The organism is Streptomyces atratus (assembly GCF_014648655.1).
GTDB lineage: Bacteria > Actinomycetota > Actinomycetes > Streptomycetales > Streptomycetaceae > Streptomyces > Streptomyces atratus.
On sequence record NZ_BMRN01000012.1, the window covers coordinates 164,463 to 188,178 of the forward strand.

The 23,716-nt window shown below is 69.0% G+C and carries 18 protein-coding genes and 5 pseudogenes; 11 read left to right on the forward strand and 12 right to left on the reverse strand.

Annotated features, from left to right (window positions below):
• Window positions 1-145 precede the first annotated feature (145 nt).
• The 7 genes from uriH (at window position 146) to IEZ15_RS21630 (ending at window position 9,400) form a co-directional block, all read left to right on the forward strand.
• Entirely contained in the window at window positions 146-1,093 is a 948-nt protein-coding gene (gene uriH, locus IEZ15_RS21600) for a uridine-preferring nucleoside hydrolase UriH (RefSeq protein ID WP_189278977.1), read from the forward strand.
• On the forward strand, window positions 1,090-2,541 hold the full coding sequence (gene uriT / locus IEZ15_RS21605) for a uridine transporter UriT (RefSeq protein ID WP_189278978.1): 1,452 nt from the start codon (window positions 1,090-1,092) through the stop codon (window positions 2,539-2,541). Before uriH ends, uriT begins: the two co-directional genes overlap by 4 nt.
• 634 nt (window positions 2,542-3,175) lie before the next feature.
• The gene (locus IEZ15_RS21610; protein ID WP_189278979.1) at window positions 3,176-4,111 is read left to right on the forward strand and encodes an ATP-grasp domain-containing protein; all 936 of its coding nucleotides are present in this window, start codon (window positions 3,176-3,178) and stop codon (window positions 4,109-4,111) included.
• A complete protein-coding gene (locus tag IEZ15_RS21615) occupies window positions 4,108-4,947 on the forward strand; it encodes an ATP-grasp domain-containing protein (RefSeq protein WP_189278980.1) in 840 nt (279 codons plus the stop codon). The genes IEZ15_RS21610 and IEZ15_RS21615 overlap by 4 nt, the downstream gene beginning before the upstream one ends.
• 230 nt (window positions 4,948-5,177) lie before the next feature.
• Window positions 5,178-6,467, forward strand: a complete 1,290-nt coding sequence (locus tag IEZ15_RS21620; RefSeq protein WP_229846024.1) for a sensor histidine kinase — start codon at window positions 5,178-5,180, stop codon at window positions 6,465-6,467.
• On the forward strand, window positions 6,431-7,075 hold the full coding sequence (locus IEZ15_RS21625) for a response regulator (RefSeq protein WP_189278981.1): 645 nt from the start codon (window positions 6,431-6,433) through the stop codon (window positions 7,073-7,075). The genes IEZ15_RS21620 and IEZ15_RS21625 overlap by 37 nt, the downstream gene beginning before the upstream one ends.
• A gap of 177 nt (window positions 7,076-7,252) precedes the next feature.
• On the forward strand, window positions 7,253-9,400 hold the full coding sequence (locus IEZ15_RS21630) for an MMPL family transporter (protein WP_229846025.1): 2,148 nt from the start codon (window positions 7,253-7,255) through the stop codon (window positions 9,398-9,400).
• Here the strand turns inward: IEZ15_RS21630 and IEZ15_RS21635 are convergent.
• The 5 genes and pseudogenes from IEZ15_RS21635 to IEZ15_RS47665 all read right to left on the reverse strand — a co-directional run bounded on the left by IEZ15_RS21635 (window position 9,375) and on the right by IEZ15_RS47665 (window position 12,851).
• On the reverse strand, window positions 9,375-10,031 hold the full coding sequence (locus tag IEZ15_RS21635) for a class F sortase (RefSeq protein ID WP_229846026.1): 657 nt from the start codon (window positions 10,029-10,031) through the stop codon (window positions 9,375-9,377). The two genes, IEZ15_RS21630 and IEZ15_RS21635, sit on opposite strands and share 26 nt — an antisense overlap.
• 153 nt (window positions 10,032-10,184) lie before the next feature.
• Window positions 10,185-10,610: a hypothetical protein gene (locus IEZ15_RS21640; RefSeq protein ID WP_189278982.1), complete on the reverse strand. Its 426-nt coding sequence runs from the start codon at window positions 10,608-10,610 to the stop codon at window positions 10,185-10,187.
• Between the two features lie 366 nt (window positions 10,611-10,976).
• Window positions 10,977-11,150: pseudogene (locus IEZ15_RS21645) on the reverse strand (serine/threonine protein kinase); the annotation flags it as partial.
• Between the two features lie 378 nt (window positions 11,151-11,528).
• Window positions 11,529-12,356 (reverse strand): glycoside hydrolase domain-containing protein, encoded by an 828-nt coding sequence (locus IEZ15_RS21650; protein WP_189279021.1) that lies wholly within the window; start codon window positions 12,354-12,356, stop codon window positions 11,529-11,531.
• 96 nt (window positions 12,357-12,452) lie between these two features.
• Window positions 12,453-12,851, reverse strand: a complete 399-nt coding sequence (locus IEZ15_RS47665) for an integrase core domain-containing protein (protein WP_189279022.1) — start codon at window positions 12,849-12,851, stop codon at window positions 12,453-12,455.
• On the opposite strand from IEZ15_RS47665, the pseudogene IEZ15_RS21660 reads away from it, so the two are divergent.
• Both IEZ15_RS21660 and IEZ15_RS21670 read left to right on the forward strand, forming a co-directional pair.
• A pseudogene (locus IEZ15_RS21660) lies at window positions 12,809-13,036 on the forward strand (hypothetical protein); the annotation flags it as partial. The gene IEZ15_RS47665 and the pseudogene IEZ15_RS21660 sit on opposite strands and share 43 nt — an antisense overlap.
• Window positions 13,024-13,741 (forward strand): annotated as a pseudogene (locus IEZ15_RS21670) (IS630 family transposase); the annotation flags it as partial. The pseudogenes IEZ15_RS21660 and IEZ15_RS21670, both read left to right, overlap by 13 nt.
• Before the next feature lie 582 nt (window positions 13,742-14,323).
• Here the strand turns inward: IEZ15_RS21670 and IEZ15_RS21675 are convergent.
• From IEZ15_RS21675 to IEZ15_RS21700, 6 genes and pseudogenes are all read right to left on the reverse strand, one after another.
• Window positions 14,324-14,533: pseudogene (locus IEZ15_RS21675) on the reverse strand (integrase core domain-containing protein); the annotation flags it as partial.
• An 84-nt stretch (window positions 14,534-14,617) separates the two neighbouring features.
• Window positions 14,618-15,006: pseudogene (locus IEZ15_RS44900) on the reverse strand (transposase).
• A gap of 38 nt (window positions 15,007-15,044) precedes the next feature.
• Complete coding sequence (locus IEZ15_RS21685; RefSeq protein ID WP_189278986.1) at window positions 15,045-15,329, reverse strand: IS3 family transposase; 285 nt, start codon at window positions 15,327-15,329, stop codon at window positions 15,045-15,047.
• A gap of 164 nt (window positions 15,330-15,493) precedes the next feature.
• Complete coding sequence (locus tag IEZ15_RS21690) at window positions 15,494-15,637, reverse strand: transposase (RefSeq protein WP_189278987.1); 144 nt, start codon at window positions 15,635-15,637, stop codon at window positions 15,494-15,496.
• 170 nt (window positions 15,638-15,807) lie between these two features.
• The gene (locus tag IEZ15_RS21695; RefSeq protein WP_189278988.1) at window positions 15,808-17,901 is read right to left on the reverse strand and encodes a sensor histidine kinase; all 2,094 of its coding nucleotides are present in this window, start codon (window positions 17,899-17,901) and stop codon (window positions 15,808-15,810) included.
• Window positions 17,882-18,607 carry a response regulator transcription factor gene (locus tag IEZ15_RS21700; RefSeq protein WP_189278989.1) on the reverse strand — a complete coding sequence of 242 codons (726 nt, stop codon included), beginning with the start codon at window positions 18,605-18,607 and terminating at the stop codon, window positions 17,882-17,884. The genes IEZ15_RS21695 and IEZ15_RS21700 overlap by 20 nt, the downstream gene beginning before the upstream one ends.
• Before the next feature lie 301 nt (window positions 18,608-18,908).
• Here IEZ15_RS21700 and IEZ15_RS21705 point away from each other — a divergent pair, with 301 nt between their 5' ends.
• The gene (locus IEZ15_RS21705) at window positions 18,909-19,730 is read left to right on the forward strand and encodes a maleylpyruvate isomerase family mycothiol-dependent enzyme (RefSeq protein WP_229846037.1); all 822 of its coding nucleotides are present in this window, start codon (window positions 18,909-18,911) and stop codon (window positions 19,728-19,730) included.
• A 156-nt stretch (window positions 19,731-19,886) separates the two neighbouring features.
• Window positions 19,887-22,019, forward strand: a complete 2,133-nt coding sequence (locus tag IEZ15_RS21710; protein ID WP_189278991.1) for an ATP-binding protein — start codon at window positions 19,887-19,889, stop codon at window positions 22,017-22,019.
• Window positions 22,020-22,044: 25 nt separating this feature from the next.
• Here IEZ15_RS21710 and IEZ15_RS21715 read toward each other — a convergent pair whose 3' ends face one another.
• Window positions 22,045-23,424 carry a hypothetical protein gene (locus tag IEZ15_RS21715; RefSeq protein ID WP_189278992.1) on the reverse strand — a complete coding sequence of 460 codons (1,380 nt, stop codon included), beginning with the start codon at window positions 23,422-23,424 and terminating at the stop codon, window positions 22,045-22,047.
• Window positions 23,425-23,716: the final 292 nt, after the last annotated feature.

The window sequence follows — 23,716 nt, forward strand, 5'->3', positions numbered from 1 at the left end:
GCCCGCCCGTGAGTCGGCGCCGCATGCCGGCGTGGACCGCAACGGCGGTCGGGGGACCGTACCGGCGCGCTCTGTGCAGTAGCCCTTTTGCGGCGCTGGCCGAGATCCATCTCAAACTCTTCAGCTGAGCGAAGGGGCTCATTTGATGGCCAGAAAGATCATCCTGGACTGCGACCCCGGGCACGACGACGCGATTGCCATGCTTCTCGCGTACGGGAACCCGGACGTGGATCTGGTCGCCGTGACCACCGTGGTCGGCAACCAGACGCTGGAGAAGGTGACGCGCAACGCGTTGTCCGTGGCGCGTATCGCCGGTATCACCGGGATTCCCTTCGCTGCGGGAAGTCCTCGCCCGCTGGTGCGGACCATCGAGACGGCGCCGGAGATCCACGGCGAGTCGGGACTCGACGGCCCGGTGCTGCCCGAACCGACCCTGGAGCTGGACCGCCGCCACGCCGTGGACCTCATCATCGACACGGTGATGTCCCATGAGCCGGGCGAGATCACCATCGTCCCCACGGCCGGCCTGACCAACATCGCGCTCGCCGTACGCAAGGAGCCGCGCATCGCCTCCCGCGTCCGCGAGGTCGTGCTGATGGGCGGCGGATACCACGAGGGCAACTGGAGCGCGGTCGCCGAGTTCAACATCATCATCGACCCGGAGGCCGCGCACATCGTCTTCAACGAGAGCTGGCCGGTCACCATGGTGGGTCTCGACCTGACCCACCAGGCGCTCGCGACCCCGGAGGTGCGGAGGAAGATCGCCGCGGTCGGCACCAAGCCGGCCGCGTTCGTGGGCGAGCTGCTCGACTTCTTCGGCGCCACCTATCTTGAGTCGCAGGGCTTCGAGCACCCCCCGGTGCATGACCCGTGCGCCGTTGCCTACGTCATCGACCCGACCGTCATGACGGTGCGCAAGGCCCCGGTGGACATCGAGCTCACCGGCGGGCTGACCCTCGGCATGACCGTGACCGACTTCCGGGCGCCCGCCCCGCCCGACTGCCACACCCAGGTCGCCGTCAAGCTCGACCACGAGCGCTTCTGGGACCTCGTCGTGGACGCCCTGACGCGGATCGGTGACGGCGCCGAATGAACGTCTTCACCACTACCGAAGCCGCCCCGGGCGGGCCGCCGCCGGTCACCGACCGGCGTCCGGTCCGGGTGGGCGTGCTGGTCGCCGCGCTCCTCATGGCGTGCTTCGCCTTCCAGCTGAACGCCAGCATGCTCAGCCCGGCCCTGAAGAGCATCGAGGACAGTCTGGGCGCCACTTCGGCCGAGATCGGGCTCACCCAGACCGCGTTCTTCACCTCCGCGGCTTTGTTCTCGCTGTTCCTGCCGAGGCTGGGCGACATCATCGGCCGCCGCCGGGTGCTGGTCGCGATGATGGCGCTCATGGCGGTCGGCTGCGTGGTCTCTGCGCTGGCACAGAACGTGCCGATGCTGTTCGTCGGCCGCATCATCCAGGGCGTGTCAGGGCCCACGGTGCCGCTGTGCCTGATCATGCTGCGGGTCGAGGTCACCGAGCCGAAGAAGTACGGCACCCTGCTGGGCGTGATCACCGCCGTCAACGGTGGTATCGCCGGGGTCGACTCCCTCGTCGGCGGGTTCCTCGCCGACAAGCACGGCTTCGCCTCGGTGTTCTGGGTGATGGCCGTGGTGGCGGCGATCGCCGCCGTCCTGGTCGCCACCATGACGCCGGAGTCCAAGGCGGCCGCCGCGTCCCGGATGGACTGGCCCGGCGTCACACTGCTGGTCGTCTCCGTCGGGGCACTGCTGATCGCGCTGAACGAGGCCGGAAAGCTCGGCGCCGCGAACTGGCTGCTCTTCGCCGTCCTTGTCGTCGTGGCCGCGATCGCCTTCGCCCTGTTCTGGCGGACCGAGGGCAGGAGCGGGCACCCGCTGGTCGCCACCCGGCACCTGCGACAGCGCGCGACCTGGGCGACGCTGCTGACCACCGTGCTCACCATGACCGGCGTGTTCGCCGTCATGAACGGGCTGATCCCGGCGTTCGCCCAGGACGCACACGCCGGCCTCGGCATGTCCGCCGAACAGTCCGCATGGTGGACGCTCACGCCGTACGCGTTGGCCGGGCTTGCCATGGGTCCCATCGCCGGCCGGCTCGCCGCCGGCTTCGGTTACCGCCGCATCCTGCGTCTGGGCCTGATCGGCGCGGCCGCCTCCGTCGTCCTGATGATTTTCACCCTGGGCGACCAGTCGCGTGCCCTGCTGCTCGTGGCCTCGCTACTGGTCGGCATCACCTACGCCGGCGTGGGCAACATCGTGCTCAACGGCCTCGGCATCGTGCTGTCCCCGCGCGAGAACCCCGGATTCCTGCCCGGGCTGAACGCCGGTGCGTTCAACCTCGGGGCCGGGCTCAGTTTCGCGGCGCTCTACGCGGTCCAGACGGCCTTCCAGCCCGCCGACCCGGCATCAACCGATGGCTATGTCGCCGGCATGATCGCGGGCGTGGTCCTGCTGGGACTCGCCACCGTGGCGTCCTTCCTGATCCCCAAGCCAGTGGCGGCGGAAGACGGATCCTGACGGCTGCGGCTGCCCCGGCGTGACACTGTCGACGCCGGGGCAGTGGGATCAGCTCGGCCGGTGGACCGCTGGAGTTCCCAGGGCTGTTCACAGCACCCTGAGGGGCGGGCGGATCTTCCCGCTCAGGCCGCAAGGCAGGAATCCTCAGTCGTCATGGCTAATCGCGGACGAAGGGTCTGCGCGGTGGCCTCCGCGTTCTCTGGCGCGATCGCCGCTCAGACCGCACGACTGATGGGCCGCATCCCTCCTCGGGGGCGGCCCATCACGTGTATGCGCTGACGCAGACGGTGAGGATCCCGGCGAACCGTCGACAGTACCGACGCCCCCTCGCCCCGCCCATCCTCGTGACCCCGGGCGCGCCCGCGGGTCGGCCCGTACGCGCCACGGTGTCGGCCCCTCAAGACAGATCCGTCCTCCGTGACCCGGTGGCGGACCCGGTCGGCGCAAGGCCATACACTCCGAGACCGCGCCCGACGAAGTCTGTTCGGACGAGGGAACGCACCATCAGTAACCCCCGGTGGCGGTTGCTTTGGGGCGGGCGTGACGTAGCGTTGCCCTTTTGGTGGTGTTCGGAAGAGCACCGCGAGGCACCGTTGTGCCCTCATCAGTCATGGGGGCACCGAGGGGTATTGGGATGAAGCTCTGCTTCCTCGTCGAAGAGCTGTACCGGCATGACGGCATGCCGCTTGACGTGGTCCGACGACTGTCGTCGTGGGGACACCAGGTGGACGTGGTGCGCCCCGGCGGCTCGCTGCTGCGGATTTCGGAAGAGGTGCGGGCGGGGACCCATGACGCCTGGGTACTCAAGACCGTGTCCGGCGGCCCCGGGCTCACCCTTCTGGAGGCCGCGGCGGCCGTGGGCCTGACCACGGTGAACGATGCGCGGTCGATCCGCGCGGTGCGCGACAAGGTCCTCACGTCGGTCATCGCGCGGCAGCACGGGCTACCGGTTCCGGTGACCTATTCGGCACCCAGGGCCACGCTGTTCGCGGATATCCCCGACGAGCTCTTCCCTCTGGTGGTCAAGCCTGCCGATGGCAGCTCGGGGCGGGGGGTGCGGCTCGTACCGGACCCCGGGGCCCTGGCGGATGCGGAACAGGCGGGGGAGGGTCAACTGATCGCCCAGCCCTACGTGCCCAACCCCGGTTCCGACCTGAAGGTCTACTGTCTCGCGGGCGAGTTCCACGCGACCTTGCGACGCTCCCCGCTCCACCCGGACGGGCCGGTCGAGGAGGGAGCCGTCCCCCTGCCCGCCGAGGTGGCCGCAGCGGCGGCGAAGGTGGGAGCGGTCTTCGGCCTCGACCTGTACGGCATCGACGTGGTGCTCGGCCCCGACGGCCCCGTGATCGTCGACATCAATGACTTCCCGAGCTTCCGTCAGGTCCCCGATGCCGTATCCCGGTTGGCCGGAGCGGTCCTCGACCTGGCCAGGACGGGCGGCGCTGCCAGGACGGGCGCGCCCGCCTTCGCTCCGCGCATTCCCGCGCAGCCGCAGACCCCCCACGGACAGTCCCACCCGCACCCCGAAGCGGACAGGCTGGCGGCCGCACCAGGAGCCGCCCGGATATGAGGGTGTGTCTGCTGACCGACAAGCCGGCTCATCCGCTGCTTGCCGCAGCCTCTTCCGTACTGATCGAGGCGGAGCACCGGGTGACGTTCCTGAACCCGGACACCGGAACGGGATCCCCGTCGGAACTGGTGATCCCGGGTGATCTGGCCGACGTCTACCTCCTCAAGGCTCACACCCCCCGGGCACTGGAACTTGCCCGATTCCTCGAAGCACACGGTGCCCGGGTGGTGAACTCCGCCGCCGCGACGGAGCTGTGCCAGGACAGGAGCCGGATCGCCATCGTGGCCGATGGCGCGGGATTGCCGATGCCCCGGACCAGGACCCTGGACACGCTGTCCGAATCCCTCCACGGGGCGGAGTGGCCGGAGTGCGGCTATCCCCTCATGGTCAAGAGCCGCCACAGTCGGCGCGCGGACCTGGTCGCCCGCGTGGACGGCCCGGACGAGCTGCGGGACCTTGCCGCGAAGTGGCCGGACGAGCCCGTGGTCCTGCAGGAGTTCGTCGCGAACAGTGGCTGGGACCACAAGCTGTGGGTGATCGCGGGGGAGGTGTTCGCGGGGGTGCGCCCCGCACCGGTGGGCGCCCCGCCGGACGGTGCGCAGTCCGCGCCACTGGTCCGTGACCTGCCGCAGGCCTGGACCCAACTCGCCCTCCACACGGGAGAGGTCTTCGGCCTGGATGTCTACGGTGTCGACCTGCTGGACCGCGAGGGGGCGCCCGTCGTCGTCGACATCAACGCCTTCCCGGGCATCCGCGGACCGAAGGGCGCCCCTGCGGCGCTGGCGGCCCTGGCACTGCGACGCCCCCGGCCCGGCCCTCCCGCCTACGATGCCTGACACACCCCGGCCTCCACCAGGAACTCGCGGCGCCGATCCGGGCACTTCCCGTCCGCGGTGCAACCCGGGCCGTCTCCCGCACACCCCGGGCCTGGTGCGTGCTTCCCCGGATGAAGACAGGGGGCCTAGGTCCCCCCTCGAACCAGGGTGGCAGGCCCAATGTTTTCGTAGCCTCCTCACAGCAGAATCATCTGCGACGGGATCGAGGGAGCCCGCAGGAGGAGGCCGGAATGAAGAGGGTCGCATCACCCGCACTTTGGCAGCCGCCGTTGCGCGGGCTCGTGCTGGCCGCGCAGAAAGTGCCGCAGGCGGCCCTCTTCGCACTCATGGTGTTCTCGACGGCCTCTCTGGGCCTCGGCGCGGGCGTCCTGCTTCTCCCCGTCGTCGTGGCGGCCGTGCGCAAGCTGGCCAACCGTTCCCGCAGGCTGGCCCATGACTGGTCCGGGGTGACGATCGCGCAGCCGTACCGTGAACTGCCCGAGCCGGGGCCCGGCCTCGCGGGACGCTGGGGGCACTGCCTGCGGCTGCTCCAGGACCCGGCCACCTTGCGGGACACGCTCTGGACAATCGTCGACCCCGTGATCGGCACCGTCCTCGCGCTCCTGCCCGCCGCACTGCTGGTGTACGGACTCGAGGGGCTGGTTCTCCCGTTCCTCTGGGACACCCTCGTCTCCGCCGGCTATCACGACCACTACGCCGGACTGATCGACGTGAGCGGCGAACGAGGTGTACGCACCTGGCTGATGCCCCTGTTCGGTCTCGGATTCATCTGGCTCGGACTCCGCACGGGACCCCTGCTGCTCATCGCCCACGCCTGCTTCACCCGCAAGCTGCTCGGTCCGCGGATCGGTGACGAACTCACGGCACGTGTAGGTCATTTGACTCGGACCCGAGGGGCAGTGGTGGACAGTCAGGCCGCCGAACTCCGCAGGATCGAACGCGATCTGCATGACGGCGCACAGGCCAGGCTGGTCGCGATGGGAATGAACCTGGACGCCGTCGGCCAACTGCTGGACACCAACCCCGAAGCCGCCCGCGCACTGCTGCTGGAGACAAGGGAATCATCCTCCAAGGCGCTCGGTGAACTCCGTGATCTGGTACGGGGAATTCATCCGCCGGTCCTCTCCGACCGGGGACTCGGGGACGCCGTACGTGCCCTGGCGCTGGACAGCCCGCTGCCGGTCGATGTCGCCGTCGATCTGCCGGGCCGGCCCGACGCCCCGGTGGAGTCGGCCGCCTACTTCGCGGTCAGTGAACTGCTCACCAACGCGGCGAAGCACGCCCGGGCCGATCGCGTCTGGATCGATATCCGCCACGAACGCGAGGCCCTGCGCATCAGTGTGGGTGATGACGGATGCGGTGGTGCGACGGTAGCGGCGGGAACAGGGCTGGGCGGAATCGAGAGCCGCATTGCCGCATTCGACGGAGTGCTTTCCGTCAACAGCCCTCAGGGCGGACCGACCATGACCACGATGGAGATTCCGTGCGCATTGTTCTCGCCGAAGACCTCTTCCTTCTGAGAGAGGGGCTCGTCCGGCTCCTGACGGCCCACGGTTTCGAAATCGCCGCCGCAGTGGACAACGGCCCGGAACTCCTCGACGCACTGGTCGAGCACCGGCCGGATGTCGCACTGGTGGATGTGCGGCTCCCGCCCACCTTCACCGACGAGGGACTGCGCGCCGCCATCGAGGCACGGCGCAGGATCCCCGGACTGCCGGTGCTGGTTCTCTCGCAGTACGTCGAGCAGCTGTACGCCCGCGAGCTGCTGGCGGACGGCACGGGCGGGGTCGGCTATCTGCTCAAGGACCGGGTCTTCGACAGCGGCCGCTTCGTCGACGCCGTGCGCCGGGTCGCGGCAGGTGGCAGTGCGATGGACCCGGAAGTGGTGGCAAAACTGCTCAGGGGCAACGCCCGGGACGAACCGCTCACCCGGCTCACCCCACGGGAGTACGAGGTGCTGGGACTCGTGGCGGAAGGACGTTCCAACGCCGCCATCGCCGGCCGGCTCGGGGTGAGCGAGAAAGTCGTCACCAAACACACATCGAGCGTCTTCACCAAACTCGGTCTGGCGCCGTCGGACGACGACAACCGCCGGGTTCTTGCCGTACTCGCCTATCTGAACTCCTGACACCCTGCCGGGTCGGCAGCGAAACAAACGCGGTAGTCGCGGCATCGCGATGCCGCGGCCATGCCATTCGCCGAACAGGTGCCGCACAGCCGTAACGGCTCGCTGCGCCCGATGAGTCATGCCCGCACCGGGCCAGAACGCACGGCACATTTCCCACTCACGGACGAGGAATCCCCCATGACAGGACCGCGCAATTGGGCCGACCGGCTCCTGAGAATGCCTAGCGGACGAAGAGGAAAGTGGCTGACGCTGATTGTCTGGCTGATCGTCGTGGTGGCCGCGGTGCCGCTCGCCGGACAGCTCTCGGAGCTCGAGAAGGACGGTCTCACCGTCGAACTGCCCCGTGGAGCAGAGTCCACCGAGGTGGCCGGGCTCGCCGACCGCTTCGACGAGGGCAGGATCTCGCTCGGCATCGTCGTCTACGTCCGCGACAGCGGACTCACCGCGCAGGACCGGGCCAAAGTCGCATCCGACATCGAGGAGTTCGCCACCCTGGCGGCAGGAGCGGTCGAACCGGCCCGGCCCTCCGAGGACGGCAAGGCCCTGACCGTGTTGGTCCCCCTCGACAAGCAGGACAGCACCGCACTCGCCGACAACGCCGAGAAGGTGCGCGACCGCGCCACCGGCGACCGGCCCGACGGTCTGAAGGCCGAGCTGACCGGGCCCGCCGGCAACTCGCTGGACGCTGCGGACGCCCGGGAGTCCACCGGTCGTGCGCTCACCCTCATCACTGTCGTGGTGGTCGCCGCGCTGCTGCTCATCACCTACCGCAGTGCGATCCTCTGGCTGCTTCCCCTGCTCGTCGTGGGTGTCTCCTTCCTCACCACCCAGGCGGTCTCCGCCCTGCTCGCCAAGGGATTCGGTCTGACCGTCGGCGGCGGGAACGAGATCGTCGTCACCGCACTGCTCTTCGGCGTGGGCACCGACTACGCGATGCTGCTGCTCGCCCGCTACCGCGAGGAGCTGCACATCAACGAGGACCGGCACCACGCCATGCGGACCGCCCTGCGCAGGGCCGTACCGGCCATCGCCGCCTCGGCCGCGACCGTATGCATCGGGCTGCTCTGCCTCACCCGGGCCGACGTCGGGTTCAACCACACGCTCGGCCCGGGCGGTGCCGTTGCGATCGTCTGCGGACTTGCCGCGATGACCACGCTGTTCCCGGCCGTGCTCGTCCTGCTGGGCCGATGGGTGTTCTGGCCCCGTGTGCCGCGCGCCGGGGTCGCCGTGAAGAACGCCAACCGCCTTCTGTGGGACCGGATCGGCGGCCGGATATCCCGGCGCCCGCGTCTGGTGTGGACGGGCTCCGCCCTCGTCCTCACCGCGCTGGCACTCGGCTCCCTGGGCCTGAGGACCGGGCTGGACGACGAGCACCTCGTCATCGGCAGGCCCGGCTCGATCGCCGGCCAGGAACTCCTCGCCGCCCACTACCCGGCCGGGCAGAGCCGGCCCGCCGAGGTGATCAGCAGGGCCGCCAACGCACCGGCGGTCGCCGAGGCACTGAAGCACATCGACGGGGTCGCCCAGGTCGAGCCCGCCACCATCTCCACCGACGGTGAACTCGCCGCCACCAAGGCCGTGTTGAAGGCGCATGCGGACAGTGCGGCCGCAGCTCGCACCGTGGACCGGATCCGCACCGCCGTCCATGACATCCCCGATGCCGACGCACGGGTCGGCGGTCCCACCGCCATGGCGCAGGAGAAGGCCGAGGCGCAGGCACACGACCGCAGGGTGGTCATCCCGCTGGTGCTCGTCGTGGTCTTCGTCATTCTGATCGCACTGCTCAGGGCCGTGGTCGCGCCGGTACTGCTGATGGCGACCGTGGTGCTCTCCTACTTCGCCGCACTCGGGATCAGTTGGCAGCTGTTCCAGCACGTCCTGGGCTTCCCCGCCGTGGACACCCAGGTCATGCTGATCGGCTTCCTGTTCCTGGTCGCCCTCGGCGTCGACTACAACATCTTCCTCATCCACCGCATCCGTGAGGACGTCGGGCATCACGGCCACCGGAGCGGGGTCCTGTCCGGCCTCACCTCCACCGGCGGGGTCATCACCGGCGCGGGTGCGGTCCTCGCGGCGACGTTCGCCGCCCTCACCAGCGCTCCACAGGTGGCGTTCATCGAGATCGGCATCGTGGTGGCGATCGGCGTACTGATCGACACCTTCCTGGTCCGCTCCGTCCTCGTTCCGGCGCTCGCCCTCGACGTCGGCCCCGCCTTCTGGTGGCCGGGCCGACCGGTGGGCCCGGACACGCCGGCGCAGGCGATCGGCGCCGCGCCGGGGGACGCGGTCGCGGTCGCCGTCAGCTCCGGGCGGCGTACACGATGAGGTTGTCCACGGGGTGGCCCTGTGCGTCGAAGGCGCCGTCGCAGGTGATGAGACGCAGGACGCGCTTGTCGGTGGCACCGTAGACCCTCTTGGTCGGGAAGGCCTTCTTGCTGACGGTCTCCGTGCCGGTGACCCTGTAGTGGATCTCCGCTCCCCGGTCGTTGCGGATCGCGATGTCCGCGCCCTTGCCGATCTTCTTCAGATCGTGGAAAACGGCCTTCCCCAAACGGGTGTTGTTGTGCCCGATGAGGACCGCGGCGCCACGCTCGCCGGGAACGGCGCCACCGGTGTACCAGCCGACCGTCATGCCCTTCTCGGCGGGCGGGACCTGGACGGTGCCGTCCTCGTTCAGACCGAGCCGCATCAGCGAGCTGTTCACCCCGATCGAAGGGATGCTGACATGGGTGGGGCTCGCCGCGGACCTCGGCTTCCTGGACTTCTCGAGCCTCTGCGTCCCCTCGGGCCCCGTGTCCTTCGGAGAGTTGAGAGAGCCCGGGGTGCTGGGTGAACTGCCGTCGGCGCGTGATGCGGCGGACGAGGCATCCACGGCGCCGGAGGAGCAGCCGGTGAGGGCGACACAGGCGAGCACCGGAAGTGTGACATGCCAAAGCGACATGGACGTACGGGACATGGGGGCTCCAGAACGGGACGGAGATGGGCAGTGGCGCCGCCCGGGACGGGGCGGCGCCACAAGGGAAGGTCAACTGCTGAGCGCGGTCGGTTTCCGTGCGCGGTCAATTGCCTTGCATGTCAGTGGCCGTGAAGGGACTGACGCGCCGGCAGTTCAGCGGCCCCGCTGCGCGGCGGAGCGGCGGCGCAGCACGACCGTTCCCGCTCCCGCGACCAGAACGGCGGCTGCGGCCGACCCGGCAAGGGCGGTGGTGCTGTCACCCGAGGTACCGGCCGGTCGCTCGCCCGCGGCCACGCCACCGCGCGGAGCGGCGCCAGCGGAACGCTTGCCCGCGGCCGGACGCTCGACCTTGGCCGGGGCGGGACTGTCGCCCGCGGCAACACCGCCACGGGGAACAACCGTCGGCTCCGAGCCCCGCGTGGGCGCGGTGGTACCGGCCGGGGCGGCTGCGGCGGACCGCTCGACGGACGGCTTCGGTGCGGGCGTGCTGTCGGCGAAGGCCGCGGTCGACGGGACGAGTACCGCGCCGGCCGCGACAGCGGCAAGAAGGGCGGTACGCAGGGACAGACGGTGGGGCATGGGCATGGCTCCATTCCAGGTCGGCCTCGATGGTGCCCGGAAGTCGGTTCGCACCGGGCACGAGGCATGCCGACAGGCTGGCGTGAAGTTATGAAGAAGCTGTCAGATCGCTGTGGTCATCGCATCAGGCCTGGCCCGCACCACTTCCACGGCCACTCACGACACCCTGGGGTCCGCCCGCGCCGCTCCCGCGCTCGCAGCCGCCTGCCGCGCTCCCCGACACGCCCGTCGAGGCTTCTTGGGACTCGCCCGGCCCACCAGCCTCTCCCACTCACCCGACCCCGCCTGCGCAGGATCCGATGTCGAACGCGAGGTGGGGCATGGGGCGGACTCTCCCGGAAGGCGGACGGAACGGTGGAGACGGGGTCAGGTGGCCGGACCGTCGAGATCGAGGCCGATCAGCGCCAGCGCCTCGCCGATCCCTTCGGTCATCTCGTCGCCGGGACCGAAGACCAGACACAGGTCGTCGTGCAACGGCCGAAGAATCCTGTGGGCCTCGACCGCCTGCCCCTGGGCGAGCAGCAGCATCCCGATGTCGCGAACTCGGGTCATAGTCAGTAGGTCATCCACCTTGCCGTCAGCTCCTGCCCACGCTCCAGTCGCTGCGGGATGTCGGCCTATGGACGACAACACAGACAACGTGAGAGCGCGTGGGACGACGATGCCCCGCCGGAATGCTCCGGCGGGGCATCTGTGAGCGGCGGTCTATTGGGTGTCGCTGTCGACTGTCCCGGACCGACTTGGAGTCTCGCCCGGGGCGGAAGCGGGGATCTGCGCGCTCGCCAATCCAGGCGGCCGGCTTGCTGGCGGTCCGTCTTCGTTCTGCATCTCCAGTGCCGCGAAGGTCGACAGCGGCTCAGCTAGAATTTCTACGGCCGTCGCGCACACGGAGTCAGCGGGTTTCATGCGCGGAGTGTTTCAGCCGATGATGGCGACAGGAGCGTCCCATGCGTTGCGGTCGACTGTGATTGTGTAACCGCCGCGGGTCTCTTTGCTGTTGACCATGTACTGGTGGCCGCGGCTGTGGTTGGTGAACTGAGTGGAATTCCACGGCCAGTCTGTGGTGGTCGTATTCTTCTTGTCCCACAGTGCGTACCAGAGGTTTCCCGGCAGGTCTGTCTTGTTTGCGGCGGTGGCGATGGCCTTGGCACTGGAGCTGCTGAAGCCGTAGAAGCCGCCACGGTAGGTTGCGTTGCGCAGCGTTTTGGTGAAGGAGCGGACGTATGTCAGGACGGCATCATTGCACGCTTTGTTGGTGACGTCGTACGGCTCCATGTCCAGGTAGATCGGGCTGCCGGCTTTCATCCCGAGCGCTGATGCCTTGGCCACCGCGTCCTTGGCGTTGCTCGCGCCGAGGGAGGAGGCCGTGGAGGAGGTGAATCTTTCTCGGTTCGCACTTTTTTGGCAGGGCGGCTGGGCGCCGACGTAGAGCGGTATGAGCTTCCAGCCGGTGGAGTTGACCGACTTCACCCAGGATGCGGTCAGGTTGGGCTGGGCACAGCCACGGTTCTTGCCGCCGATGTAAACGGCGGCGGCGCCGTAAAACCCGGTGTTCCACGCTTTCATCGCTTTGAGCGAGGGTGCTGTGCACGTATCGAACGCTCGGCCGGTGTAGGTCTTCTGGGCGGGCCAGCTTGTGGCTGCCATGGTCGTCTGTGCCGAGATTCCGGCACCTGCGACGACGGCAGCGCCCGCTGTCGCCCAGGCGACGTAGCGGCCCTTTTTGGACATTCGATGACGGGACATTCCCACCCCATTCATATCGCGGCCCACGGCCGCATCCGACGCGCCTGTAGACGGCAACCTGCGCTGCGACACGGCACGACGGTACGAATGCAGCGTCTACGCAGACAGTGGCGCGGTACTTCCACTCCGGAAGCCCGAAGCGCATCGCACAATAGCCGACGCGCACGTCGCGACTGGACCGAGCGCAGGGCCCCGGCGAGAGTCGACCGGCTGCTGGTCACCCTGAACCGTTCCGGGTTCGGTAGAGACTCTGGATTGTGGCTGTGACCTGCGGACTTTGCTGCTGGTAGTGGACGGCGTCACATTCGGCGGGCGGGAATGGCCTATCTCGCCGTGGAGTCGGCTGTGGTTGTACCAGTCGACCCACTCGGCTGTGGCCAACTCGACGTCGCCGAGGGCTTTCCGAGGCCGCTGGGGCTTGATGAGTTCGGTTTTGTACAGGCAGTGCCGCGGAGTGGTCGCTGGATGGTGTGACGTGGACCAAGGTCGCCACAGGTGGGGCCGGTGCTGCCAAGGGCATCAGTATCACCCCGCCCAAGAACGGCACTCACACCGTGCAGGTGCGGGCCGTGGACAAGGCGGACAACAAGTCCGATGCCATCGAGTACACCTTCCACGCGGGCCCCGGGGGATTTGTCCAGCCCTCCGAAGATGAGCGCACCGCGCGTCGACTGCCGCTGAGGGGACATGGCGGCTGCTGAAGCGCCATGGCTGGTCGTGGCAGCAGCCGGCCCGCCGGGCGATCGAACGTGACGACGGAGCTGTGGAGTTGTGGAAGAAGGAGGTGTGGCCGCAGGTAAAAGTACGGCGGCGGCCCGCGGGGCCTGGATCGTCTGTGAGGACGAGGCCAGCCAGTCGCTGAGGCCGCCACGCGCGAGGTCCTGGGCCGCATCGGCCAGACGCCGGTCGTCCGCGTCCGGAGCAGGCGTTCCGGACGGGTTTCGATGGCGGGAACGGTCTGCTTCCGACGCGGAGACCGGTCGAGGCTGATCTACAGCTTTCGCGTCCACCGGGGCCGCAAGGGCGAACCCAAGGGATTCACCTGGCAGGACTACCGCGACCTCATCGTGCGGGCGCACAACCAGCTCAAAGGCCCCATCGTCCTGGTCTGGGACAACCTGCGCACCCATCTCATGCCGCAGATGAAGGACTTCATCGCTGCGAACGAGGACTGGCTGACCGTCTTCCATTTCCCGTCCTACGCACCCGACCTCAACCCGCAGGAGGGCATCTGGTCCCTGGTGAAACGGGCGATCGGCAACCTCGCCGCCGCGAACCTCGACCAGTTCGCCGCCGCCGTGAAGCGCAGCCTCAAGAAGACCCAGTACCGACCGCACCTCATCGACGGCTGCCTCATAGGCACCGGCCTGACCTTGACCAGCTGACACGATCAGGCCGACATCACACATTCAAGTTCAGTAGCAAGCTCCACGGCGTTGGCTGCTCATAAGAAACGGCCAACCCCGTGGCCAGGAGGAACGCGTGAAAAAGAACCCAAAGATCACATCGCGAGCATTGTTCTGGTCTGGGGCAGTTGTCTTCGCACTCGGAGTTACGGCATCGCTGCTCTACGGGCACGTGGACGGCCAGCGACTCTTCTTCTGTTCGACAGTCATCCTAGGAATCGCCTGGGTAGTGGAAAGGACCTCGGCCGACTGACTGCGAATGACCGGGTAAAAAAAGCCTGACCCGATTGAGGCGCTACCGGCCGAACTTCTCGTTGGTAGCGCCTTTCTCGTTTTCATTCGTCCCCACTTCGTTTCTTCCCTTGCGCGGTCCATGACGCCGTGGCCCGGCCCTATTGCCATGCTCAGCAAGGGAGTTGATCACGGTTGGTGGCGCCCCGGCTAGTGTCATGAGCCCCGGAAAATCCATAGAAGTATGTTGGTCTCATCCTGGATCCACCGAGCGGTGATCGGGGTGGGAAGGGGCTGATGAGGTGACCCCCGGAGTGTGGACGCAGGGGGTCATGCTGCGAGTGAGAGTTTAGCTGTCCTGTGGTGGTTCTGTTCGAACTCCATCGGGGAGAGGTAGTAGAGCGCGCTGTGTCGGCGACGGGCGTTGTAGTAGGTGAGCCACCGGAATATCTCGAGCCTCGCCTGAGACATTGTCACGGATACTCTCTTGTACATTGTTTCTCGCTTCAGTCCCTGCCAGAAACTCTCGGCCAGGGCGTTGACGCTCCTATGGTTCGTCAAGTCGCTTTTTTGGACGGTTGCTTGACCTTGATGTGCTGGTAGATCTCCCGGGCCAGGTATCGCTTAAGACAGCGGATGATCTCCTGTTTCGTCTTGCCCTCGGCGTGTGCGCCGGGCGACGTAGTCGATCGTGGGCTGGTGGAAGCGCATGCGGACGATCACGACGCGGTAGAGCGCGGAGTTCAGCCGTCGGTGGCCGCCGCGGTTGAGCCGGTGCCGGTTCGTCTTGCCGGACGAGGCCGGGACGGGGCAGAGCCCGCGAGCTTGGCGAACGCGGCCTGGGAGCGGATGCGCTCGGGGTTGTCGCCGACGGCGACCAGTATTTCAGCGGCGGTGTCCTCGCCGATGCCGAAGGCGTCGACCGAGTCGGGCGCGTGGGCCTTGGTGAGCTCGCCCAGCAGCGTGTCGTGCTCCTTGACCTCGTCGTGAAGGTCTTTCCAGCGGCGGGCCATGGCACGTATGGAGTGCTTCGAGGACGCTGAGGGGCTGGTCACCGGGCCCGGTCGCGGGCCGGTGCTGCGCCAGCAGCTCCAGGGCCGAAGCCGCGCAGTTCGGCATGGACTCGAAGCGCGCCGTGGTTCCCGCGGTGTTCGGCATGGACTTCGCGGATCTCCTCGATCAGGGCGTCCTCCTCGAACTGCCGCCCCGCCCGCGCCTCGGCGTCGGCGATCCACCGGTAGTAACCCGAGCGGGAGACCTCCAGCACCCGGCATATCCGCTTGATGCCGAACACCTCGGCACGGGTGGAGACGAAGTCCCAAGCGGCGGTCTTCACTTCATCTCCCGGGCGAAATACGCCGCTGCCCGACGCAGGATCTCCCGCTCCGGCTGCCATTCCTTCTCTGCCTTTTGACCGGCCGCGCGTTCTCCGCCCGCAGCCGGGCCAACTCGGCCTCGGTGTCCTGCGACGCGCCGCCAGCGACCGGACGGCCGTCGGCATCACGCACCCAGGTCCTGCAACGTCCCGGGGTTGACATTCAGATCAGCCGCGACGTCCTTGAACGTCCGCCTGCCGGCCGAAGCCCGCCACAACGCGATCGCGTCGGACCGGAACTCCGCACTGTACTTCCAGGGCTGTGCCACGTAGATCTACACCTTCCGGGATCAACAAGATCGATTGTCAGGTGTGTCCACACCACGGAGGTCACCTCGGCCTCGGTAGTGCCCGGAAGCCGGTTCGCACCGGGCGCAAGGCATGCCGACAGGCTGGCGTGAAGTCATGAAGAAGCTGTCAGATCGCTGTGGTCATCGCATCAGGCCTGGCCCGCACCACTTCCACGGCCGCTCACGACACCCTGGGGTCCGCCCGCGCCGCTCCCGCGCTCGCAGCCGCCTGCCGCGCTCCCCGACACGCCCGTCGAGGCTCCTTGGGACTCGCCCGGCCCATCAGCCTCTCCCCACTCGCCCGACCCCGCCTGCGCAGGATCTGCCGGCAGCCGGAGCGTGAACACCGAACCCTGCCCCTCGACGCTCACCGCACTCACCGAGCCGCCGTGCGCCTCGACGAGTTTCCGTACGATCGCCAGGCCCAGCCCGCTGCCACCGGTGCGGCGGCTGCGGGACTTCTCCGCGCGCCAGAAGCGGTCGAAGACATGGGGCAGATCCTCGGCCGAGATGCCGCTGCCCGTATCCGTGACGTCCACCACGACCTGGTCCGCGCACTCGGACCCGTACGCATGCAATGTGACATTTCCACCCGCCGGGGTGTGACGCACCGCGTTGGAGACCAGGTTGCCGATGGCCTGACGCAGCCGGACCGGATCGGCCGTCAGCTCGGGACCGTGAGTGCCGGCCGTCGCCGCGAGGACGGTCAATGTGACTCCAACCGTCTCCGCCCACCCCTGGTGGGCCGCGGCGACCTGGCCCAGAACGTCCTCGATGCGTAGCGGCTCGGGGTGCAACCGCAGCGCACCCGCGTCGGCCGCGGCCAGATCCTGGAGATCGTCGATGATGTGCTGCAGCTGAACGGCCTCCGTGTGGAGCGAGGAGATGAACGCCGGGTCGGGCTCCGCCAGACCGTCCTGCGCTGCCTCCAGCCAGCCGCGGATGTTGCTCAGTGGGGTGCGCAGTTCGTGGGCGACGTCGCTGACCATGTCCTTGCGCTGTCCTTCGAGGCGGGCGCGGTGGGCCGACATGTCGTTGAAGGCCGCGGCGAGCCGCCCGATCTCGTTGTCGTCGGTGACCAGCACCGGCGCGGAGTCCTCCCCGTCCCGCATCCTTTGTGCCGCACCGGTGAGGGCGTGCAGCGGCCGCACGAGCCGGGCCCCGGCCAGCATGGTGGCTCCGACCGTGAGCGCCAGGACGAGCGCCGCGGCACCCGCGATCTTCGCGGTGTTCGTCGGGGAGAGATCGAAACCGGGCACGGTCGTGCCGCCCTCGTCGCCGATGAACAGCATTGCGGGCGACGCGACATAGGAACTGAGCTGCTCACGGCGGGCCGTCCCCACGCAGGATGCGGTGGCCCGGTCGTCGTCGCCGTTGCGGACGCTCGGCGCGGGGGCGGGCGTTCGGGCGGAGACGCCGGCGCTGGGCATCGGCTCGGGACCGTCGCCCCAGGACAGATCCGGATTGAGCCGCACGCCCGTGCGGCCCTGACGTTTCAGGCAGGCATCGGCGAGCTGATTGAGCGCCCCCAGCGCCTTTCGCTCGGTCGCTGTCGGTTCGTCCAATTCGTCGGATGCGCATCTGGTGCCCTGCACCCGGTCGGGATCGTTGCCCACGACCTCGATGCGCGGGCGCCCACTCGGTCCCCGGACCACATCCGCCGCAACCCCGGACCGATTCAGGCACGCCACACTCCGGTCTGCGGCACGCTGCAACGACGTACGCTCGGCCGCGGGCAGCCGGAACGGACCGACTGCGCGCGGGTCGACACGGTCGGCCGTGACGCCGGCCCGGCCCACCGTCTGGGACAGCGTCGTGTCGACGGACAGCGGATCCACGATCGCCGAAGCCTCGGGCGGCAGCGCGGGCGGGGACGGCCGGGTGGCGGAATCGGCGAGTGGCCGGCGCTGCTCGGTGGTGAGGGCGATCCGCCGACCGGACTGCCGCGCCAGGTCGTGCACGGTGCTGTCGACGCCGTCCCAGGTCGGGTGGGTCGCCGCGTATCCGAGCAGGGTGTTGTAGATCCGGGCGTCGGCGGTGAGGTTCTGACCCTGTTCCTGCTTGATGGCGCCGGAGGTGGTCTGTACGGCAAGCCAGGCGGTGGCGGCCACCGAACACGCCGCCACCAGCGCCGATACCGCCAGCAGACGGCCGAACAGACTCTTGCGGAGCGGCAGTCGTGCCCGCTGCTCACGTCGAAGGGACACACCACGCGCCCGGCTGCTACGACGCACGCGAAGCATTCCTCGCCGGGTCCGTCAGCTTGTAGCCGACACCGAAGACGGTGAGCAGCCGGGCCGGCCGACGCGGTGCGGGCTCGATCTTCTTGCGCAGGTTCATGATGTGCACGTCGACGGTGCGCAAGCTGATGTACCGGTCGAAGCCGTGCAGCTCCTCCAGGAGCCGCTGCCGGGTGAAGACCCGCTCGGGCTCGGCCGCCATGGCGGCGAGGATCCGGAACTCACCGGGTGTGCACTCCACGAACCGGCCCTCGACCGACACCTCGTGCCGGACCGGATCGACCACGAGCGCACCCACCCTCAGTACCTCATCCGCGGCGGGATCGATACCTGCCGCAACCCGCCGGGTGCGACGAAGCAGCGTCCGCACGCGTGCCATCAGCTCACGCGGGCTGTACGGCTTCGTCATGTAGTCGTCCGCACCGAGATCCAGACCCAGCAGCAGATCGTCCTCGGTGCTGCGGGCCGTCAGCATCAGCACCGGCAGCTCCCGGTGCTCGGCGCGCAGCACACGTACCACGTCCAGACCGTCGGCCCGCGGCATCATCACATCGAGCACCAGCAGATCGGGCTCCCGGTGCCGGACCTCGGCGAGGGCCGCCAGGCCGTCCCCGACGACCGTGACCGCGTGACCCTCGTGTTCCAGGTAGCGGCGTACGAGTTCGGCCTGCTTCTCGTCGTCTTCGGCGACTATGACGTTTGCGCACACGCGGACGATCGTAGATGAGTTCACCGGGGCCCCTCGCGGCGCCGGACCGCCGGGTCGCACCAGGGAGCGCTTCACCGGCCAGTCCGGACCCGGCGGATACCGGGTCGGGGAGGGGGCAGGTGTGACCAGCTGCGGTACGGAGGACGAGGGGGCCGTGCACACCGATTCCGGTGCTCCGGCTCTTGCCGCAGGTCCCGCCACCTGGTCTTGTGTACCGCGGGCACCGTGGGTGATCCGTGACGAGGTCCGCGGCAGGGCTGCGCGCATCCGGCGCACGGACGCGGTCGAGGCGGGGAGAAATGTGGAATCAGTGGCCGGACACGATGTACGAGGCACGCTGCCCGAAGGGCTCGGCGAGGCGATACGCGCCACCGCCGAGGAGATTGCCGCGGTGCTTCGCGGGGTTGCCGACACGGGCGTTCCGGTGCCCGGCTCGGAGTGGACACTCGGGCAGGCGGCAGCGCATCTGGCGCAGGCCAACGAGCTGATGGCCGACATCGCCGCCGGGCAGGAACGCAGCTACGGCGACGGAACGCCGCAGAGTCTGGCCGAAGCCAATGAGCGCGCGCTCGCCGGCTTCGGGGAGCGGGACGCCGATCCGCTGGCCGAGATGATCGTGATGCACGCGGACGCGTACCTCACGGCGGTGGGTCGGTGCACCACGGACGCGAACGTGGTCACCCCGTTGGGCCCGATGACCAAGGCGGTGCTGGGCTCGTACCTGCTGACGCACATGCTGGGCCATGGTTACGACCTCGCCCGTGCGCTGGGCCGCCCGCACATGCTCGACCGCACCCGCGTCGAGCTGGCGCTGCCCTTCCTCATCACGGCGATGCCCCGGGTGACCGATGCCGCTGCGATCGCCCGGCTGACCGCCCGCTACACGATCCGGCTGCGGGGCGGCGCCCGCTTCGGCGTCACCTTCACCGACGGCGTCGTATCCGTCACCCCGCAGCCGCCCACCCGCCCGGACTGCACCATCCTCATCGAGCCGGTCACCTTCCTCCTGATGGCGCTCGGCCGGTGCAACCCATGGGGAGCCATGGCCCGCGGCCGTGTCCTTGCCTGGGGTCGCAAACCCTGGCTCGCTCCCCGCTTCCCGGAGCTGTTCAAGGCACCCTGAGGGGCGGGCGGATTTCCGGCGTCAAGCCAGGACGGTCATCATTGCCACGTCCAAGGGATGGCGACCCGTCTGACGCTAACGTTGATCCGCACGGTGGCAGCGGCGGTGCCGGGGAGGGCGCACCGCGCGGAACACCGGGAACGAGGAGTGCGCGACATGCTCGATCCCACTTCGGTGGCGGCTATTTCGGCGGTACTGGGCGCAGTTGGTTCGGGGATGGCCAACGAGGCAGGCAAGTGGGCCTGGGAGTCGACCGGCGGTGTTGTACGGAGAATCGTCGGGCGGGAGGTCCCCGCGCCCGTCGCACCCCAGGAACGGGACGACGTGGCCCGCATGGTCTACGAGCAGATCCGTACGAACCCGCAACTCGCGGCCTCCTGGAGCGCGTTCGCGTCAAGGGTGCACGGAGGGCCGAATCCGGCCCGATCCGCGCAGTCCCACCTCCCCGCCTCCATAAGGTTCTTCACGGACCGCAAGGAGGCGATGAGGCAACTCCAGCGAGAGGCAACCCGCCGCGCGGACGGAAGGCCCCGGCTCGCCTTGGTGCACGGCCCGGACGGCATGGGTTCCAGCGCGCTCGCCGTGCACTTCGGATCCCGGCCGACCCGGCTCTTCCCGGACGGTCAGATCTATGCCGACCTCGGCGGCGGGGGCGCCGGGAGCGCACGCGACGTCGGAACCGTACTGCGCACACTGCTTCGCCAACTGGGCGTACGGGACGAAGAGATGCCGAGCGCCACCGACCGGCTCGGTGAGTTCTTCCGCCATTGCGCAGCGGACCGCAAACTCCTGGTCGTTCTCGATCACGCGCACTCCGCAGCGCAGGTCAGACCGTTCCTCACGTCGGCGCCCGGGGTGTTCACGATCGTCGTCGCCCGGACCCCGTTCCCCGGCCTCGACGCCGTAAGGGTTCCCGTCGGTCCGCTTGCGGACAAGGACGCCGTGCGTCTGCTCACCGATATCACCGGCAAATCCACCGTCGCCGCGGCCCGCGCCACGCTGCCTTCGCTGCTCGCACGATGCGGCGGATCGCCGTACGCCCTGCGCGCCGCAGCGGACCGGCTCTGTGCCCCCACGCTTCCGCCGCGTCAGGCCGCACCGGACAGCGATCCGGTACAAGGGGCGGCTGAGGACAACTATCAGCTACTGACGCCGGAATCCGCCAAGCTGTACCGGCTGATGGCACTGCGCAGCTGGCCCGCCTTCGACGCCGCGACGGCCGGACGGGCCACTGGCCAGGACCCGGCGGTCATGGCGGAACTCCTGGACGGTCTCGCCGACAGGATGCTCCTGGAACGCAACCGGAGCGGAACCGACAACGGCCGCTATCACTACCGCCCCGGCGTCCGCGCACACGCCGAGGCGACGGCGATCCGCGAGGACGGAATCGCGGCCTGCTCCGCAGCTCTCACCCGCACGCTGCTCGCCTATGCGGACCTGGCGACATCGGCATCTCACCAGGCACTCCCGGAGAGCTGGCGCGTCCCGGCACCCGACGAGGACCGGATCGGGCAGAGGTACGAGGGCCGGGGCGCCGCCCTCGACGCGCTGCTCGCGGAGCTGGGCAACCTGGTCGAGGCCGTTCGCTGCGCCGAGGAGTCCGGCGACCCGGACATCGCCGTACGCCTGATCCGTTCCCTGTGGCCGCTGCAGCTCAAGGCGGGCCACCACGAGATGCTGCTGCCGGCGCTGCGCATCGGAGCGCGTCTCGCCGACGTCCATCTCCCGGGAAGCCTCGACGCCGGTGCGCTCCACGCCCAACTGGCCCACTCACTGACCGAGTTGGGGCGTTGGGAGGAAGCGGAGGCGGAGACACTGGCGGCTGCGCGGGCCGAGGAGTCGGCCGCTCACAAGCGAGGCCACGCCTCGGCCGTGGAGTTCCTGGGACTGCTCAGGCTGCGTCAGTGGCGTTACCAGGAGGCGCACGAGTGCTTCGACGAAGCGGGCGTCATCCTGAACACGATGGGCGCGCACGACGAGGGAACCGCAGACCTGCCGCGTGCCCAGGCCCTGTTGGAGCGCCATCGCGGCCGAGCCCTGCGCGGGCTCGGACAGCGCGGGGAGGCCCGCGAGCGGCTGGGGACCGCACTGCGCCACTTCCGGGCGAGCGGCGATACGTACAACACGGCCCGGACGCTCACCGATCTGGCCGAGACCTGGTTGGACGAAGAGGACACCGAAGCGGCACTGCCGCTGATCGACGAGGCGATCACAACGCTCGACGGCCAGCGCGCGGAGTACCACCTGTCGCATCTGCGACGCATGAGAGAACGCTGCGTCTCCCCGTAAGCCTTTTCCGCCTCTGGCATCCCCGTCATTCCGGGGGTGTCAGAGGAGCAACCCGCACCCGGTGAAGCCGAGTGCCTGTCCGCACGGAGAGCCCCTCGGCCATCGCTTCCGCCAGCCGCTTGTCGGCTGCGGCCGTGTCGGGGCTGCCGGTGGCCAGCCAGGCGTACAGGGCAGAGGCGTACGCGGCGGGGTCCGGACCGGACATGCCTCCCGCATCGGTGCCGGGCGCCGGCACCACCCGGAGCGGCTCCTCGCCACGCACCCGGACCACACACGCGGACGGCCCGGTCACATAGGCCGCAAGGGAACAGCCCTGATGGCGCCGGAGCACCTCGGCGGTCCAGACCGACGGAGAGCCGAAGCGCGGGTCGTCGGGTGCCCCGTCCCGGAAGATGACGTCTGCCAGATCCAACTGGTCCACGTCACGGGTGTCCTCGTGCACGGCGACATGCAGTTCCCCGTCCTGATCCGGCCCCATCATCGGCCGCGGGCCCGCCCGGCGACTGACCGCAACCTCAACCGGCCCGAGGACCTGCGACAGCACGTGAAAGGGGACGGTGGCCGCTCCGGCCTCGTAATCGGGCAGCGGGAGAGGCTTCAGCGAAGCCGGCCAACCGGGCTCCGGCGCACCCATCATCGAGTAGAAGAGCCTGCGCAACCGGACCGCTGATTCACCCGGCACGGAGGTGGTGAACCCGGCAGGCCCCGACAAGGGCCGGTGACCGCGGATGAGTCTCTCGATCTGCGCCGACAGCGACGCGTCGGGGTCGAGCTGCGGCGCCTCCCGCATGAACGCGGAGATCGGCGCATCGGGATCGAGGGCGTCGAGCGGCGCGGCACCCAGGAGCACAGGAGTGCCGAGGGCGGCGGCATAGTAGGTGACGGAACCGTGGTCCCCGATCACGGCATCGGCGGCCAGCAGAGCCTGCCGCCACCCCTTCAGCGGATCGATCAGCGCCAGCCCGCCGCGCCGCGCGCGATCGAGCCAGGCGCGGATCTGACCGGGTCCGTGGCCGTGCCAGATGTTCGGGTGCAGTACGGCGGCGAACCGGTACTCGTCCACGGGGAACTCGGCAGAGACCCGGTCCAGCAGCGCAGCCACGACGTCACCGCCGCCCCCGCCATCACCGAAGAGCGACTCGGGGTTCCAGGTCGAATTCAGCAGGACCAATTGCTGCCCAGGTCGCACCCCCAACGCACGGCGGAAGCGCTCGCGATAGGGACGGGCGGCGAGCAGCCGGTCGAAGCAGGGGTCCCCGGCGAGTACGGCTGTCGGCGCCGCCTCGGGACAGGCGATACGCAACCGTTCGTACTGCTCGGGATGGGAGAGGACGAGCGCGTCCGCGACAGGAGCCCCCCGCGACAGGAGCCACTCCGGCGCAAGCCCGAAAACGGGCGCAGGCACCGCCGCCCCCGCCCCCGACCCGGTGTCCGGTGTCCGGTGTCCGGTGTCCGGTGTCCGGTGTCGCCAGCCTTTTAGTGTATCCAACACCGTGCGACAGGATCGCCAACTTGCTCGAAAGAACGTCCAGTTGGCCGCCAAAACTGGCGGAGACGACCAGGTCCACCTCTGTCTCGGCCGCCTGTTCCCACGGCAGGACCGGCACCCCGGTGTCGGCCAGCAACTCGGCCGTGCCGGCCGCGAACGCCGACGAGCCCGTACAGGTCACCAGCAACTGGACGCGCCAGTCGTCGTC